The sequence below is a fragment of the Pantoea sp. GM01 genome, from assembly GCF_000282675.1.
Taxonomy (GTDB): Bacteria; Pseudomonadota; Gammaproteobacteria; order Enterobacterales; family Enterobacteriaceae; genus Pantoea; species Pantoea nemavictus.
This window is the reverse complement of record NZ_AKIU01000033.1, coordinates 74,408-91,591: the sequence shown is the minus strand read 5'-3', so window position 1 is coordinate 91,591 and position 17,184 is coordinate 74,408. Positions and strand designations below refer to the sequence as shown.

Here is a 17,184-nt window from a genome sequence, read left to right as displayed (position 1 = left end):
CTCGGTCGCCGCACGGCATAGCTGAAACTGCCCCAGCCGAGGGCGAACGAAAGTTGCTCAGTGCTTAACTGATCGGCATTACGCCATTTATGGCGACCTGAAAGCCAATCAGGCAAGCAATGGGCACTGCGGCGGCAAACGACAGCTCAGCGCGCCAGGCATCACTTCAATTTCGAATGCACTTCCCGTCAGCGGTTCACCATCCAGATTAAACGTCATCTCATGTGGCGAGCGGATAGTCAGAGACTGCAGCTGCGCCGTGACGATGTTGGGGTTTTCATCATCGCGCGTCAGCGAATGGAATAGGGTTGGCAGCAGCTCTTGCGCGGTGACAATGCTGAGATTGAGCTGGCCGTCATTGATCAGCGCATCCGGGCAGAGCTTTTGCCCGCCGCCGGCCTGACGTCCGTTACCAATGCCAATCACTAACGCATCACCTTGCCAGTTAAAACCGGGTCCGCTGATTTCGCAGCTGTCAGGCTTCAGGGCATCAACCCGCATCAGACCATGAATAAAGTACGAAACGCCGCCCAGCGCAGATTTCAACTTTTCGGGCGTTTCGGTGGTGATGCGCGTACCAAAACCGCCGGTCGCCATGTTGATAAAGTAGCGATCGCCGTTCACGCAGGCTAAATCAATTGGGCTGGCTTTGCCCACCAGCGCCAAACGCAGCGCCGGTTCCATACCTTCTGGAATGCCCACGCTGGTGGCGAAATCATTGGCGGTGCCAAGCGGTAAAATGCCCAGCGCTGGACGCTGCTGTTCTGGCAGTCCCGCGAGCGCGGTGGCGATCTCATTAATGGTGCCATCGCCGCCGCCGGCCACCACGGTTTCTGCCTGCAAAGCCACCGCTTCCTGCACGTAGCGATCGCCGTCGCCCTTTTCCCAGGTGACGCGCACCGCCAGATTAAAGCCTTCATCGCGCAGCGTATTCACCGCAGCACGCAAATCTTCATTACCTGCGCCTTTCCCGTTAAGGATCAGCAGCGTCAGCGGTTTGTTTTGCATTATCAGTTCCTTGATGCGAGATACACAGCACAGGTTATAGCATAGCTGGGGAGTGAAATTTATCGGCGGGCGCTGAAAAAAAGAAAACCCGCACGGGGGAGCCGGGCGGGTGAATGAGGTGGTTCCTGGTACTACCTGCTTTTATTGTTACTCGTTAGCAGCAGGCGCGATTTTAAAGCGAGGCGAAGCGATGGTCTGTGATCCTAATCTAACTTCGCCATTTTCTTTTCTTTATGTGCGATTTTTCCCGTGCGGATCGTAAGTAGTGTTGCCATCAGTGAAGTTACGCAGCAGCAGGGCAAAGGCCAGATTGACCGCTTGCGGTACCGGGATCCACACGCGATGCCCATCGCCTGGCGCAACCTCTACCGCCGATCCTTTATCATTCTGCATGGTTTCAAGCGTACAGTTGAGGTTGCCTTCCGGCGTCATGATCTCCACCGCATCACCCAGCATAAACTTGTTCTTCACCGCAATTTGCGCCCAGTCGCCGCGGCGTTCACCGGTGAATTCTCCAACAAACTGCTGGCGCTCGGAGATGGAGAAACCTTGCTCATAGTTTTGATAGCTGTCGTGCGTATGACGGCGCAGGAAACCTTCGGTGTAACCGCGGTGCGCCAGTCCTTCCAGCGTCTCCAGCAGTGCCGGATCAAACGGTTTACCCGCAGCAGCATCATCAATGGCGCGGCGATAAACCTGGGCGGTGCGCGCGCAGTAGTAGAAAGATTTAGTACGGCCTTCAATTTTCAGCGAGTGCACACCCATTTGGCTCAGACGCTCAACGTGTGCCACCGCGCGTAGATCTTTAGAGTTCATGATGTAGGTGCCGTGTTCGTCTTCGAACGCACTCATCACTTCACCCGGTTTCATCTTCTCTTCCAGCAGGAACACGCGGTCGGTGGTAGCGCCCACGCCCAGCGTCGGCTCCTGCACCTTAACCGGTTCATGGAAACCAACGATGTTGCCAATCTCATCCTGTTTACCTTCTTCCACTTTATATTCCCAGCGGCAAGCATTGGTGCAGGTGCCTTGGTTGGGATCGCGTTTGTTAAGGTAGCCCGAGAGCAGGCAGCGGCCGGAATAGGCCATGCACAGCGCACCGTGAACGAAGATCTCAATCTCCATTTCCGGCACCTGCTGGCGAATCTCAGCGATCTCATCCAGCGACAGCTCGCGCGACAGAATCACCCGCGTCAGCCCCATTTGCTGCCAGAATTTCACCGTCGCCCAGTTAACCGCGTTGGCCTGAACCGACAAGTGAATTGGCATATCCGGGAAGGCTTCGCGCACCAGCATGATCAGGCCAGGATCGGACATAATCAGCGCGTCCGGCTGCATGGCGACGACTGGCGTCAGGTCGCGAATAAAGGTTTTTAGTTTGGCGTTGTGTGGGGCGATATTGACTACCACGTAGAATTTCTTTCCGAGCTGATGGGCTTCATTGATGCCTTTCGCCAGAATCTCGTGGGTGAATTCGTTATTGCGTACGCGCAGGCTGTAGCGCGGTTGTCCGGCATATACCGCATCGGCGCCGTAGGCAAAGGCATAACGCATATTCTTCAGCGAGCCCGCTGGAGAAAGCAGTTCAGGTTTTAACATGGATTTTCTCACTGATGTCAGGTCAGCATGCCATGGTGGATGGCAGGTGCAGCGGCCGCGTTACACGGCCCTGCAAAAGGTGGGGAATTGTAGGCAGGCCCGCACCCGATGTAAATTGACCTGGATCAATGTAAGCCGCTGCTAGTTAGAGCAAACGGCAGACGTCCGCTTCCCAGCGATAACCCATGCCGTATACCGCGCGAATAAACGGTTGCTCGGCATCGAGGCTTTCCAGCTTGCGGCGCAAATTTTTGATGTGGCTATCGATGGTGCGGTCGGTCACCACACGGTAATCGTCGTAGAGATGGTTCAGCAGCTGCTCGCGCGAGAAGACTTTGCCCGGCTCCAGCGCCAGGGTTTTTAGCAGACGAAACTCAGCGGGCGTCAACTCCAGCTGCTGTTCGCGCCAGCTGGCCTGAAAACGGCTTTCATCGATCTGCAGATGCGATTCCTGTTGGGCTTCTTCCGGCGAGCGTTTAACGCGACGCAAAATGGTTTTGACGCGCGCCACCACTTCGCGCGGGCTGAACGGCTTACAGATATAGTCATCAGCACCGATTTCCAGCCCCAGCAGGCGATCGATCTCTTCGGTGCGTGCGGTGACCATAATTATTGGCAGCTCGGAGAAGCGGCGGATTTCGCGGCACAGCGTCAGGCCGTCGCGCCCGGGCAGCATCAAATCCAGCAGCATCAGGTCCGGCGGGGTTTGCTGCACGTAGTTCAGTACCGCGTTACCGTCGGCAATGTGGTGCGTGCGATAGTTGGACGCCTGCAGATAATCAATCATCAGCTGCGCCAGTTTCGGTTCATCTTCTACAACAAGAATCAGTGGATCGCTATTTTCCGGGCTCATAAGTGACGTCTAGTGAGGAACATACGGCAAGTTTAGCGTGATTTGCAGCCCACCTAAATCAGAGTGATCCGCACTGATGCTGCCGTTATGCGCTTCGGCAATGTTTTTACAAATCGCCAGCCCAAGCCCAGAGCCGCCGCTGGCACGATTACGTGAGCTTTCGGCGCGGAAAAAACGTTCAAATAATTGTGCCTGATGCAGCGGATCGACACCCGGCGCGCTATCGGCAAATTTGAGCTGCCAGTTTTCGCCGGCCTGTTGCAAGGTCAGCTGCACTTCGCCACCCGCATCGGTATAGCGCAGGCTGTTCTCCAGCAGGTTAGTAAACAACTGCATCAGACGATCGGGGTCGCCAAAGCTCTGCGCCTGCGCAGGTAGCGCCAGCTTGAGAGCCAGATTACGGCTGCGATAACGTTCACCAAAACTGCCCGCCACCACTTCCAGCAAACTGACCAGATCGACCGGCTGTTTGCGATAGGCGAGGGCACCCGCGTCGGAAAGCGATAGCTGATGCAGATCGTCCACCAGCTTGGTCAGCAGCGACACTTCGCTTTGCAGGGAGCTGATGGCTTCCGGCGTCAGTTTGCGCACGCCATCCTGCATCGCTTCCAGCTCACCGCGCAGGATCGCCAGCGGCGTGCGCAATTCGTGGGAGATGTCGGCCATAAAGGCGCGGCGGTTACTCTCGTTTTTCTCCAGCGAACTGGCGAGCAGGTTGAAGTCGCGTCCCAGCTGGCCGAGTTCATCACTGCTGCCCACTTCCACGCGGGTCGCGAAATTACCCGCCGCCAGATGGTGCGTGCCATCTACCAGGCGTTTTACCGGCGCCAGCAGGCCGCGCGCCAGCAGCCAGGTGACCAGCGCCGCGAGTAAACCGGTGAGCGCGACAATCATCCAGCTGGTGCGCCGCTGTTGCTGGTCGAAGTTGATATCGGTGCTGCGCGTCAGGCGTTCCGCCGGTGAGGCAATCACCCAGCCGACAATCTTGCCATTGCTGGTGGTGATATTGCGGCGAGTACCTTCTGGTGGCACCGGCTGGCGCGGACCGGACAGCACTTTATATTGCTGATCGATAATCCAGAACTGCGTGCGCCAGCCGTGCGGAGGCAGTTGGTTAACGCTGCCAGGATTCTGTTCCAGCGAGCGCAGAATGGAAAAAATCAGGCGGTCGTTGTTGCGCAGAAAATCCCAGTTGCCGTGCTGCTCATACTGATCGGCCAGCGCGTCGCTTAATAGCGTAAGGCGCTGCTCGTTGCCTTTTTTGATGTAATCGACGAAGCCATGCTCAAAGCTAAGCCGCACACCCCAGTGCATGGTGATGATGACCAGCATGCAGGTAGAGAAAATCGCCGCAAACAGCTTGGCACCAATGCCCCATTTTATCGGCCGCTTCATCCTTTGCTCCTGCCTCTAAGATCAACGTTTTTACTCACATCTTTAGGTACTCGCCAAAACACCAGCGCCGGCAGCACAATCACCAGCGCCATGCACAGATAGGTGTAAATGAAGGTTTGATGCGCGGCTGCGCTGTCGGTGATCACGCCGTGGCCGAAGGCGCCCAACAGCAAGCCGGCCACGGTGACGCCGATACTCATCGACAGCTGCATAATCATTGAGAGCAAACTGTTGCCGCTCGAGGCCAGATCGTCCGGCAGCTCTTTTAACGTCAGGGTATTCATGGATGAGAAACGGATGGCGTTCACCATGCCTTGCAGCAGTAGCACCACCGGCAGCAGCCAGATCCAGCCAAGCAGCGCCACCAGCGGGAACAGCAGCACCACCAGCGCCAACGCAATGGTTGCTCCGACCAGCGCATGGCGATAGCCGAAAATATTAACCAGCCGTACCACCACGCGTTTGGTGCCCATGTTGCCGAGCACCATCGGAATCATCATCAAACCGGCGTGGAACGGGCTGTAGCCGAGGCCGACCTGCAGGAAAATCGGTGTCATAAAGGGCAGCATGCCGCTGCCGATACGCCCGGTAAAACTGCCGAGCAGACCAATCGAATAGATGCGGTTATCAAACAGTTTCAGGCTGAACAGCGCATTTTCGTTGTTGCGACCGTGCATCAGATAGAACAGCAGCGAAAACACCCCAACCAGAATCAGTAAGCCGAGCAACAGCGGCGAACCGCCAGAGCTGCGCTGGCCGTCAAGCGCCAGCGTCAGCGTCGCCATCCCCACCGCCAGCAGCGCGAAGCCCAGGAAGTCGAAGCGGCGCGTCTGCATGGTGTAATTGGGCATCAGCGTCAGCGTAGCGATCGCGCCGATAATACCGACCGGAATGTTAATCAGGAAGATCCAGTGCCAGCTGGCGTACTGCACCAAAATCCCGCCGAGCGCCGGGCCGAGCAGCGGACCAATTTGCCCTGGCGTGGTGACGAAGGTCATCGCCGACATATATTGCTCGCGCGGCACGATTTTCATCACCGTTAAACGGCCAACGGGCACCATCATCGCGCCACCAATGCCTTGTACCACGCGCGCCATGATCAGCTCATCAAGCGTTGAGGAGAAGGCGCACAGCAGCGAGCCGATGCTGAACAGCACAATGGCGCAAAAGAAGATATTGCGCACGCCAAAACGATCTGCCAGCCAGCCGCTGATCGGTAGCGTTATCGCCACGGTAAGCACATACGAGACGATTACCGAATGCATATTCAGCGGGCTGACGTTGAGATCGCGCGCCATCGACGGAATCGCGGTGTTAACGATGGTGGTGTCCAGCGCCTGCATAAAGAAGCCAAACGCGACGATCCACAGCTGCCAGCGTACAGTGGCGTTTTGAGGTGACATGCAAGTACCTGTTATATCAGATCCAATTTTCGCAGATCAGTCCACTTACACGTGAGAATTCACGCAGATTGTTCGATACCAAAGTGAGGGCGGCACTTCGGGCATGAGCAGCAATGTGAAGATCGTTCAGTCCAATTGGCGTGCCATTTTTCTCCAGTTCTGCTCGGATAGCGCCATAGTGGAAGGCGGCTTTGGCATCGTAATTAAGCACATCAAGGCGGGAGACGAAATCTTCTACGGTGCGCAAGTTACGCTCAGGAAATGCGCTTTTTTCTGAACCGTGAAACAGTTCTGCCAGTGTTATCGTCGAAATGACCATACGGCCAACATTGGCGTTAAAACGCTCAAGCACCTCAATTGGCCGCCGTTTGATTACGTAGATAACAATATTGGTATCCAGCATGTAACGGTGCATTAAAATGCTTCCCTGTCAGATTGTTCCTGCGAAGCACGCTCATCCATAAAATCATCGCTAACTGTTGGACCGTTAAGAAAAAAACTGTCCCAGGCATTTTCTACTGGCGTCAAAATTCGTTCTTTACCAACGGCTCTGACGGTGACATTTTTCACATCATCAGGGAATCGCACGTCTGCAGGAATACGAACGTTTTGCGTCCTGTTGCTGGTAAATACAGTACCTTGTGACATATAAACCTCCTCAGTCATTTACTGGCTAAAGTTTACGCTCTTTATGCTACATAGCAATGGTATGTAGCATGTCATTCGGTGGCTAAATTAACCGTCTTCTTCCGCCGCCGCAGCTTATCCATCATCAAATACACCACCGGCGTGGTGTAGAGCGTCAGCAACTGGCTCATCACCAGGCCGCCAGCGATGGTGATACCGAGCGGCTGTCGCAGCTCCGCGCCGTCACCGCTGGTGAGCACCAGCGGCAATGCACCAAACAGGGCGGCGAGAGTGGTCATCAAAATCGGGCGGAAACGCAGTTGGCACGCCTGGAAAATTGCGTCACGCGCCGATAGATTGCCGTTGCGCTCGGCATCAAGCGCAAAGTCGACCATCATGATGGCGTTTTTCTTCACGATGCCGATCAGCAGCAAAATCCCGATCAGCGCAATCAGGCTGAACGGCGTGTTGAACAGCTCCAGCGCCAGCAGCGCGCCAACGCCTGCGGAGGGCAGGGTAGAGAGAATGGTCAGCGGATGGACGTAGCTCTCATACAGAATGCCCAGCACGATATACACCGCCGCAATCGCCGCCAGCATCAGATAGAGCTGATTGGATTGCGATTGCTGGAACACCTGCGCGGTACCGGCAAAACTGCCGCGCACGCTGGCTGGCACGCCAAGCGCCGTGATCGTACGATCAATCGCTTCCGAAGCCTGCGACAGCGACACACCTTCCGGCAGGTTGAACGAAATGGTGGACGCTGCCGACAAGCCTTCGTGATTCACCGACAGCGGCGCATTGGCCGGTTGCCACTGAGCAAACCAGCTGAGCGGAATCGCTTTGCCGTCACTGTTAATCACAAACATCTGATCGAGCGAGCTGATGTCTTGGGTGTAGCGCGGATCCACTTCCATCACCACTTTGTACTGGTTAAGCGGTTGGTAGATGGTAGAAATCTGGCGCTGTCCAAAGGCGTTATTCAGCAGGGCATTAGCGGCAGAAACATCAATGCCGAGTCGCGCCATGCTTTCACGATCGTAGGTCAGATTCATTTCGCTGCCGTTGTCCTGCTGATCGGAGTTAACGTCCGCCAGTTCCGGCAGGGCGGCAAACGCCTGACGAATCTTCGGCTCCCATTCACGTAAATCATTCAGATTATCCGACAGCAAACTGTACTGGTAGCTGGCGTTGGATTCACGTCCGCCAATACGAATGTCCTGCACCGCGTTGAGATAGAGATTGGCGCCCGGCTCTTTCGCCAGCTTAACGCGCAGCCGGGCAATCACTTCCTGCGCGCTTTCGCTACGTTCGGACAGTGGCTTGAGCGAGACGAACATCGAGCCGCTGTTGGTGCGCGAACCGCCGGTAAAGCCGGTGACGTTATCCACCGCCGGATCGGCCTTAATAATGTTCATGAAATCCTGCAGCTTGCCGCGCATCGCCTGGAACGAAATGCTCTGGTCCGCCGAAATAAATCCTTGTAAGCGGCCGGTATCTTGCTCAGGCATAAAGGTTTTCGGGATCGAAATAAACAGCCAGAGGGTGAGCGCCACGGTGCCGAGCAGTAGCATCAACACCCAAATGGCGTGATTCAGCACCCAGCCGAGCGAGCGCGCGTAACCGTTTTGCACTTTCATCAACAGTTTGCCGAAACCGCGCGTGCGGGGCTGGCTGCGCTTGACCTGCGGTTTAAGCAGGTAGGCGCACATCATCGGTGTCAGCGTGACCGAGATAAACAGCGAGATGAGAATCGCCACCGACAGCGTGATGGCAAACTCCGAGAAGAAGCGGCCAATAATGCCGCCAATCATCAGCAGCGGCAGGAACACCGCAATCAGCGACAGGCTCATCGACAGCACGGTAAAACCCACTTCGCGCACGCCGGTTAGCGCCGCCTGTAACGGCTTCATGCCCGCTTCAACGTGGCGCGCAATATTCTCCAACACCACAATTGCATCATCGACGACAAAACCGGTGGCGATGGTTAACGCCACCAGCGACAGGTTATTCAGGCTGAACCCGCACAGATACATGGCGGCGAAGGTGCCAATCAGCGACACCGGCACGGCAGCGGCGGGGATCAGCGTGGCGCGCCAGTCGCGCAGGAAGGCAAACACCACCAAAATCACCAGCGCCACGGCGATGATCAGCGACTGCTCCACTTCATGCAGCGAAGCGCGAATGGTGGGCGAGCGATCCTGAGCAATTTGCAGGTCGATAGCGGCAGGAATCACGTCATGCAGTTCCGGCAATTCGCCACGAATGCGATCGACGGTATCAATGATGTTGGCTTCCGGCGCTTTGCGCACCACCAGCAGCACCGCCGCTTTACCGTTGGTCATACCGGCGTTGCGCACGTCCTGCACCGAATCCTGCACGTTAGCGACATCGCTAAGCCGCACCGCCGCACCGTTGTTGTAGTGCACCACCAGCGGCTGATACTCGCTGGCAGTTTGTAATTCACCGTTGGTGCGCAGCTGCCAGCGCTGCTGCACATCGTCAATCGCGCCCTGCGGCCGGCGCTGGTTGGCGTTGCTGATGGCGGTGCGCACCGCATCCAGCGAGACGCCCTGATTAAACAGCGCCTGCGGATTGAGTTCCACGCGCACCGCGGGCAGCGAACTGCCGCCGACCGTTACATCGCCCACGCCTTCAATCTGCGACAGCTTCTGCGCCAGCTGCGTTGAGGCGTAATCATACAGTTGACCGGGATTATAAATGTCTGACGTCAGCGTCAGAATCATGATCGGCGCATCGGACGGGTTGGCTTTGCGATAGCTGGGGCGGCTGGGCATGCCGGTCGGCAACAGGCTTTGTGCCGCGTTAATCGCCGCCTGTACATCGCGTGCCGCGCCGTTGATATCACGATCGAAATCGAACACCAGAATGATGCGCGTGCTGCCCAGCGAGCTGGTGGAGGTCATTTCGCTGACGCCGGCAATGCGCCCGAGTGAACGCTCCAGCGGCGTCGCCACCGAGGCCGCCATGGTTTCCGGGGATGCGCCAGGCAACGATGCAGAGATCAAAATCACCGGGAAATCCAGTTGCGGCAGCGGCGCCACCGGCAGCAGGCGGAAGCCAAGAATACCGGCCAGCGCAATCGCCAGCGTCAGCAACGTCGTGGCGACCGGGCGATGGATAAACAGCGCGAAAAACTTCACGGCTGCGCCTCCGAGCGCTTAAAGCGACGGCGCGTGGCGTGGGCGAGACGATCGAACAGCAGATAGATCACCGGCGTGGTGAATAGCGTCAAAACCTGACTCACCACCAAACCGCCGACCATCGCAATACCTAATGGACGGCGCAGTTCCGCGCCGACGCCGGTACTTAGCATCAGCGGCAGCGCACCGAGCAGCGCCGCCAATGTGGTCATCAGGATGGGACGGAAACGCAGCAAGCACGCCTGATAAATCGCCTCGCGCGGCGGCATGCCTTGCTCACGTTCCGCCGCCAGCGCGAAGTCGATCATCATGATGGCGTTTTTCTTCACGATACCGATCAGCAAGATAATGCCAATGATGGCGATGATATCCAGCTCGTTGCCGCTCAGCATTAGCGCCAGCAGCGCGCCGACACCCGCAGTCGGCAAGGTTGAAAGAATGGTGATGGGATGGATAAAGCTCTCATACAGCACGCCGAGCACGATATACATCGCCACCACGGCGGCCACGATCAGCCACACGGTGCTGGACAACGCCGCTTCAAAGGCCAGCGTGCTGCCCTGGAACTGCGTCATCATTTCCGCGGGCATACCGACCTGATCTTCCGCCGCGCTCACCGCTTTCACCGCATCGCCCAACGAATAGCCGTCTGCGACGTCAAACGAGAAGGTCGCCGACGGGAACTGATCGAGGTGATTGATGCTCAAGGCGGCGTGACGCTCCTCAATCTGGGCGATGGCGCTCAGCGGCACGCTGCCGCCGTCGCTGCTGGTCAGGCGAATGCCGTCGAGGCTCGCCAGTCCTGGCGTAGCATCGTTGTTCTGCTCCAGCACCACGCGATACTGGTTGGCCTGGGTGTAAATGGTGGAGATCAATCGCTGGCCAAAGGCGTTATACAGCGCGTTATCGACGTCGGCCATGCTGATGCCCAACCGGCTGGCGCTGTCGCGATCGACGCGCACAAAGGCTTCCAGCCCTTGATCCTGCCAGTCACTGCTGACGTCGCGCAGTTGCGGCAGCGTGTTGAGCTGTTCCAGCAGTTTCGGCACCCACAAACTCAGCGACTCCAGCGAGCCCGATTGCAGCGTGAATTGGTACGGTGTGCGGCTCGCCTGGGTATCAATGGTTAGATCCTGCACCGGTTGCAGCCACAGCGAGATGCCCGGCACTTTGGCCAACGCCTGTTGCAGACGCTGTTGCACCGCCGGGATACGATCGTCGCGCTCATTTAACGGCTTGAGGTTGATTTGCAGGCGGGCGCTGTTGAGCGCGGCGTTGGTGCCATCGACGCCCACAAACGACGTCATGCTCAGTACCGCCGGATCTTTCATGATGATCGACGCGACATCGCGCGTGCGCTCAGACATGTTGGCGTAAGAAACTGACTGCGGTGCCTGCAGGGTGCCCTGAATAATGCTGTTATCCTGCTGCGGGAAGAAGCCTTTCGGAATGACAATCCACAGCAGCACGGTGATCAGCAAGGTGCCGAGCGCCACTGACAGCGTGATCCACGGATGCAGCAGCACGCGCGTTAAACCGCGACCATAATGGGCAATAATGCGATCAAACATCGCTTCGCTAGCGCGTGAGAAGCGGTTCTGCTTCCGCAGCGATTCAGCGCTTAACATGCGCGCGCACATCATTGGCGTCAGCGTCAGCGACACCACGGCGGAGATCAAAATCGCCACCGCCAGCGTCACGGCGAATTCGCGGAACAGGCGACCAATCACATCGCCCATAAACAGCAGCGGGATCAGCACGGCAATCAGCGAGAAGGTGAGGGAGATAATGGTGAAACCAATCTCGCCTGCGCCTTTCAGCGCCGCCGTTAGCGGCTTTTCGCCTTTTTCGATATAGCGTGAGATGTTCTCAATTACCACGATGGCGTCATCGACGACAAAACCGGTGGCGATGGTCAGCGCCATTAGCGTCAGATTGTTAATCGAGAAGCCGAGAAAATACATCGCGGCAAAGGTGCCGACCAGCGACAGCGGTACGGCGACCGCAGGAATAATGGTCGCCGGCACGTTACGCAGGAACAGATAGATGATCATCACCACCAAACCCATCGCCAGCATCAGTTCGTGCTGCGTATCACTGACGGAGGCGCGGATGTTGGTGGTGCGGTCGGTAAGCAGTTTCACATCCACCGATTTTGGCAGCGTGGCGGTAAGTCCAGGCAACATGGCGCGGATATTGTCGGCGGTGGCGATAATGTTGGCGCCGGGCTGGCGCTGCACGTTCAGTACAATCGCCGGCTGGCGGTTAGCCCAGGCGCCGAGCCAGCTGTTCTCGGCTCCTTGCTCAATGGTGGCGACATCGCCCAGCCGCACCGGCGCGCCGTTGTTATAGCTGATGATCAGCTGGCGATACTCTTCCGCTGAGGTCATCTGATCGTTGGCCGACAGCGTAATCGAGCGCGTTGGGCCGTCGAGACTGCCTTTCGCCGAGTTGACGTTGCCATTGGTAATGGCGGTACGCACCGATTCGCTGGTCAAGCCGAGTGCTGCCAGCGCCTGCGTGTTCATCTTCACGCGCACCGCCGGACGTTGTCCGCCCGACAGCGTGACTAAACCAACGCCAGAGACCTGCGAAATTTTCTGCGCCACGCGGGTTTCTACCATGTCCTGCACCTGCGTGAGCGGCATGCTGGTGGTGGTGACGGCCAGCGTCATGATCGGCGGATCGGCTGGGTTTACTTTGCTATAAACCGGCGGATTAGGCAGATCGCTGGGCAGCAGATTGGTGGCAGAGTTGATTGCCGCCTGCACTTCCTGTTCGGCGACGTCCAATGGCAGCGTCAGCTGGAACTGCAATGTGACTACCGACGCGCCGCCCGAACTCTGCGACGCCATCTGTTTCAGGCCGGACATCTGGCCAAACTGGCGTTCCAGCGGCGCGGTGATTGACGACGTGACGACATCCGGGCTGGCGCCGGGATAGAGCGTCACCACTTGAATCGTCGGGTAATCCACTTCCGGCAGCGCGGAGACCGGCAGAAAACGGTAGCCGAGCACGCCCGCCAACAGAATGGCGATCATTAATAGCGTGGTGGCGACCGGGCGCAGAATAAACTGGCGCGATGGGCCGCCGCTTGAGTCTGGAGGCATCACCTGCATTATTGACGCTCTCCACGAGCTGGCTGTGCAGCGCGGGTGCTGTGTGTGGCGGCACTTTGCGGGGCGACAATCTCGACCGTTGCACCTTCGGTCAGGCGATCCAGGCCGTCGGTGACCACACGATCGCCGGCTTCAAGACCCGCGCTGATCACCACTTTCTGGCTATCCTGTAATCCGGCGGTGACGCGTTTTTTGCTCACTTTGTTGTCGCTGTTCACCACCCAAACGAAATGACCATCGTTGCTCATCTGCAGCGCAGCGGTCGGAATCACCACCGCATCCTGCAGGGTATCCACTTTCAAACGCGCATTAACAAATTGGTTCGGGAACAGCGTGTCATCTTGATTGTTAAAGCGTGCTTTGAGCTTGATGGTGCCGGTGGTGGCATCAATCTGGTTATCCAGACTCAATAATGCACCGGTGGTCAGTAAGGTTTTATTGCTGCGATCCCAGGCTTCGACAATCAGCGGCTGACCGCTTTTCTGCGCCTTGAGGATTTGGCTGATGTTATTTTCCGCCACGCTGAACACCACATCGATCGGATGCGTTTCGGTGATGACCACTAAACCGGTGGTATCGCCGGAGGTGATGTAGTTGCCCACATCAACCTGCTTCAAGCCGACGCGGCCACCAATCGGCGCAGTGATGCGGCTGTAGGTAAGATTGAGTTGGGCACTGGCAACGTTACCTTCATCGGCTTTAAGCGTACCGAGCGTCTCGCTCACCAGCGAGCGTTGCGTATCCAGTTCCTGCTGCGATACCAGCGAGGTTTTCGCCAGTTTTTCATAGCGGCTGAGATCGCGGCGCGCATTGGCGAGCGTGGCCTGGTCTTTTGCCAGCTGGCCCTGCGCCTGGGTTAACGCGACCTGATAGGGACGCGGATCGATCTCCGCCAGCAGCGCGCCGGCGGCCACCTGCTGTCCCTCCTGGAAGTGCAGCGCCATCAGTTGCCCATCCACGCGACTGCGCACCGTAACGGTGTTGGCGGCGGTCACGGTACCGAGGCCGCTGAGATAATAGGGCACGCTTTGCGTGCTGGCTGTCGCAGCCTGCACTGGCGCTAATGGACGACGCGCCACGCCACCGCCTGCGCCGCGTCCACGCTGCTGCTGACCTTCGGCCTGCGGCTGTTTAGTCGGTTCCGCTGGATGCTGCCACCAGTAATATCCCCCTGCCAGTACGGCAATGACGGCTACGGCCAGCAAGCTTGTTTTTAGTCGACGGTTAATCAAGGTGTGTGCTCTCCAGCGTGTCGTTTTCCCAAAATGCGAAATCAAATACCCTGACGGGGAACGCCTATTTCGCAAACGAATGATTGTAGTCGCCCGGACCGGACAAAAATTGAAGGAAATAAGAATATCGCCCCCGTACGGCTAAGTATTCATATTCTGTAAATATTCTGGCAGGAATACGCATAAGCGCCGCGTTTTTCCTTTGCTAAGCTCAATGCAGACCTGTCTCGTTTAAATAAGGAGAACATAATGAGTCAACAGAAACTCCGCCAGCTTGGCGACAGCGGTATAGAAGTTCCCCGTCTCACCTTTGGCGGCAACGTATTTGGCTGGACGGTGGATGAGAAAACCTCGTTTTCACTGCTGGATGCGCTGGTGGAGAAAGGATTGTTCTTCATCGATACCGCCGACGTGTACTCGCGCTGGGTGCCAGGTAATGAAGGGGGCGAATCGGAAACCATTATCGGTAAATGGCTGAAGAAAAGCGGCAAGCGCGATCGTATCGTGCTGGCGACCAAAGTGGGCATGGAGCTGTCGCCGGAAAAAACCGGCCTGAAGCCCGCTTATATTCGTCAGGCGGTGGAAGATTCGCTGCGTCGCCTGCAAACCGACGTCATCGATCTGTATCAGGCGCACCGCGATGATGACACGACGCCGCTGCTGGACACGCTTAAAGCCTTCGATTCGCTGATTAAAGAGGGCAAAGTGCGCGCCATTGGCGCCTCGAACTACAACGCTGCACGTCTGCAGGAAGCGTTGGACGTGAGCAAGCAACACGGTCTGGCGCGCTATGAAACCCTGCAGCCGGAATACAATCTGTACGATCGTCAGGAGTATGAAGGCGGCCTGGAGCAGGTGGCGGTGAAAAATGGCCTTGGCGTGATCAACTACTATTCGCTGGCCAGCGGTTTCCTTAGCGGTAAATACAAAAAGCCAGAAGATGCCAGCAAGAGTAAGCGCGGGCAGGGCATCGTGGATAAATATCTCAACGAACGCGGCAAGCGCATCATTGAAGCGCTAGAAGATGTTGCTGCTTCACATGATGTCTCAGCTACCCAGGTTGCACTGGCGTGGCAGATTGCGCGTCCGAGCATCACTGCGCCGATTGTCAGTGCCACTTCGCTGGAGCAGCTGGATGAACTGGTGAAAGCTACCGAGCTGGAACTCAGCAAGCAGGAAATCGAAGAGCTGGCGAGTGCCAGTAAATTGTAATGTTTTCAGGGACGCTGCGGCGTCCCGCTAATTTTCTGTTCTGCCTCACAAAAAATGCCATTTTCAGCAAAAGATTTTCAATCATCGACCAGCGTCACAATTGCGCTAACGCACTATCAACTTCAGGTAAACTGCGCACATATTTGCAAAAACTGACAAATCCTCAGCACTATCCTCTGTTCGATCCATCCCAGTAACTTCATATAAGAAAAACCATCATGAACAGAAAAAAAGCAGTGCAGCACATCCCTCGCGTGGCAGCGGGAACCCTGATGTTGGCGATGCTGAGCACATCTGCGCTAGCCGCTGATGCGTTCAGTTATGACTCTCCCTATATGTTTGGCGATTGGGGCGGTAATCGAACGCAGCTGGAAAATGACGGCATTAAATTCGACGTTAACTACACCATGGAAAGCGCCTCCAATCTGGCGGGCGGCGCTGACACCAACACGTCTATGCGTTACAGCGATCAGTGGGCGTTTGGCGCCAACTTCGATTTGGAAAAACTGCTGAACTGGCAGGATGCGCAGTTTCAGATGACGATTACCGATCGTAATGGTCAGAACATCTCCGATCAGGTTGCCGATCGCCGTACCGGCATGTTGTCATCCACCCAGGAAGTTTACGGTCGTGGCCAAACCTGGCGTTTAACCCAGTTCTGGTTGAGCAAAGGTCTGTTCGATAACACCGTCAACCTGAAGGGGGGGCGCGTTACCGTTGGTGAAGACTTCGATAACTTCGACAGTAAGTTCCAGAACCTGGCGTTTGGTAGCGGTCAGGCAGGTAACTGGCGTGGCGATCGTTGGTTCAACTGGCCGGTTTCCCAGTGGGGCGGTCGCGTGAAAGTAAACTTCACGCCTGAAGTGTTCTTCCAGGTCGGTTTCTACAACCAAAACCGTGCTAACTACGATCGCGGCGACGGCTTCCGTCTGGATACCAGCAACTCAGAAGGGAATCTGGTGCCGGTGGAATTGGGCTGGAAACCCACCCTGGGCGCGGACAAACTGCCGGGTAACTACCGCATTGGTTATTACTACTCGTCAGCCAATGGCGATAACTACGGTAGCTGGCGCGATGGCGCTTATCAAAGCAAGGATCACGCCTACGGCGGCTACGTACTGTTGCAGCAACAGCTGACAGCGCAAGGCGGTGACGCCAGCCGTGGTTTGGGTGTCACTGTGCAGGCGGTGATGAACGACCACAAGACCTCGAAAACCGACAACTATCAATCGGTCAGCTTCACCTGGAAAGGACCGTTCGATGCGCGTCCGCAGGATGAGATTGGTGTTGGTGCGGCGCGTATTCACGTCAATAGCGCTTATACGCGCTCGCAGCGTGAGCAGAATAATGCCAACGGCGAAACCAACTTCGATAGCCCGACCTATCTGCCGATTCAGGATGGTTCAGAGTACAACTATGAGATTTACTACAACGCTCAGCTGACCAAATGGCTGCAGCTGCGTCCAAATCTGCAGTATGTGGTGGCGCCGGGTGCGGTGAGCGAAGTGAAAGATGCGTTTGTGGGTGGGATTAGCGCGAACGTAAATTTCTGATGGTTTAAGTACGATAAAA

General features: G+C 56.7%; 12 protein-coding genes. 2 read left to right on the top strand and 10 right to left on the bottom strand.

Annotated features, from left to right (window positions below; translation table 11 throughout):
- Positions 1-108 precede the first annotated feature (108 nt).
- From yegS to PMI17_RS10035, 10 genes are all read right to left on the bottom strand, one after another.
- Positions 109-1,008: a lipid kinase YegS gene (yegS, locus tag PMI17_RS10080; protein WP_007888981.1), complete on the bottom strand. Its 900-nt coding sequence runs from the start codon at positions 1,006-1,008 to the stop codon at positions 109-111.
- Positions 1,009-1,239: 231 nt separating this feature from the next.
- Positions 1,240-2,607: a tRNA 5-hydroxyuridine modification protein YegQ gene (gene yegQ, locus PMI17_RS10075; protein ID WP_007888979.1), complete on the bottom strand. Its 1,368-nt coding sequence runs from the start codon at positions 2,605-2,607 to the stop codon at positions 1,240-1,242.
- Positions 2,608-2,752: 145 nt separating this feature from the next.
- Entirely contained in the window at positions 2,753-3,460 is a 708-nt protein-coding gene (gene baeR / locus PMI17_RS10070; protein ID WP_007888978.1) for a two-component system response regulator BaeR, read from the bottom strand.
- A 9-nt stretch (positions 3,461-3,469) separates the two neighbouring features.
- Positions 3,470-4,855, bottom strand: coding sequence for a two-component system sensor histidine kinase BaeS (gene baeS, locus PMI17_RS10065; protein WP_007888977.1), 1,386 nt, complete (start codon positions 4,853-4,855; stop codon positions 3,470-3,472).
- The gene (gene mdtD, locus PMI17_RS10060; RefSeq protein ID WP_007888976.1) at positions 4,852-6,258 is read right to left on the bottom strand and encodes a multidrug transporter subunit MdtD; all 1,407 of its coding nucleotides are present in this window, start codon (positions 6,256-6,258) and stop codon (positions 4,852-4,854) included. Before mdtD ends, baeS begins: the two co-directional genes overlap by 4 nt.
- A 16-nt stretch (positions 6,259-6,274) precedes the next feature.
- Entirely contained in the window at positions 6,275-6,673 is a 399-nt protein-coding gene (locus PMI17_RS10055) for a type II toxin-antitoxin system VapC family toxin (protein ID WP_007888975.1), read from the bottom strand.
- Positions 6,673-6,906: a type II toxin-antitoxin system VapB family antitoxin gene (gene vapB / locus PMI17_RS10050; protein WP_007888974.1), complete on the bottom strand. Its 234-nt coding sequence runs from the start codon at positions 6,904-6,906 to the stop codon at positions 6,673-6,675. Before vapB ends, PMI17_RS10055 begins: the two co-directional genes overlap by 1 nt.
- Positions 6,907-6,977: 71 nt before the next feature.
- Positions 6,978-10,049, bottom strand: coding sequence for a multidrug efflux RND transporter permease subunit MdtC (mdtC, locus tag PMI17_RS10045; protein ID WP_007888972.1), 3,072 nt, complete (start codon positions 10,047-10,049; stop codon positions 6,978-6,980).
- Positions 10,046-13,168, bottom strand: a complete 3,123-nt coding sequence (locus PMI17_RS10040) for an MdtB/MuxB family multidrug efflux RND transporter permease subunit (protein ID WP_007888966.1) — start codon at positions 13,166-13,168, stop codon at positions 10,046-10,048. Before PMI17_RS10040 ends, mdtC begins: the two co-directional genes overlap by 4 nt.
- Positions 13,168-14,397: an MdtA/MuxA family multidrug efflux RND transporter periplasmic adaptor subunit gene (locus PMI17_RS10035; RefSeq protein WP_036620818.1), complete on the bottom strand. Its 1,230-nt coding sequence runs from the start codon at positions 14,395-14,397 to the stop codon at positions 13,168-13,170. The genes PMI17_RS10040 and PMI17_RS10035 overlap by 1 nt, the downstream gene beginning before the upstream one ends.
- Before the next feature lie 252 nt (positions 14,398-14,649).
- On the opposite strand from PMI17_RS10035, the gene PMI17_RS10030 reads away from it, so the two are divergent.
- Positions 14,650-15,612 carry an aldo/keto reductase gene (locus PMI17_RS10030; RefSeq protein WP_007888962.1) on the top strand — a complete coding sequence of 321 codons (963 nt, stop codon included), beginning with the start codon at positions 14,650-14,652 and terminating at the stop codon, positions 15,610-15,612.
- A 218-nt stretch (positions 15,613-15,830) separates the two neighbouring features.
- Entirely contained in the window at positions 15,831-17,165 is a 1,335-nt protein-coding gene (locus PMI17_RS10025) for a carbohydrate porin (protein WP_036620795.1), read from the top strand.
- Positions 17,166-17,184: the final 19 nt, after the last annotated feature.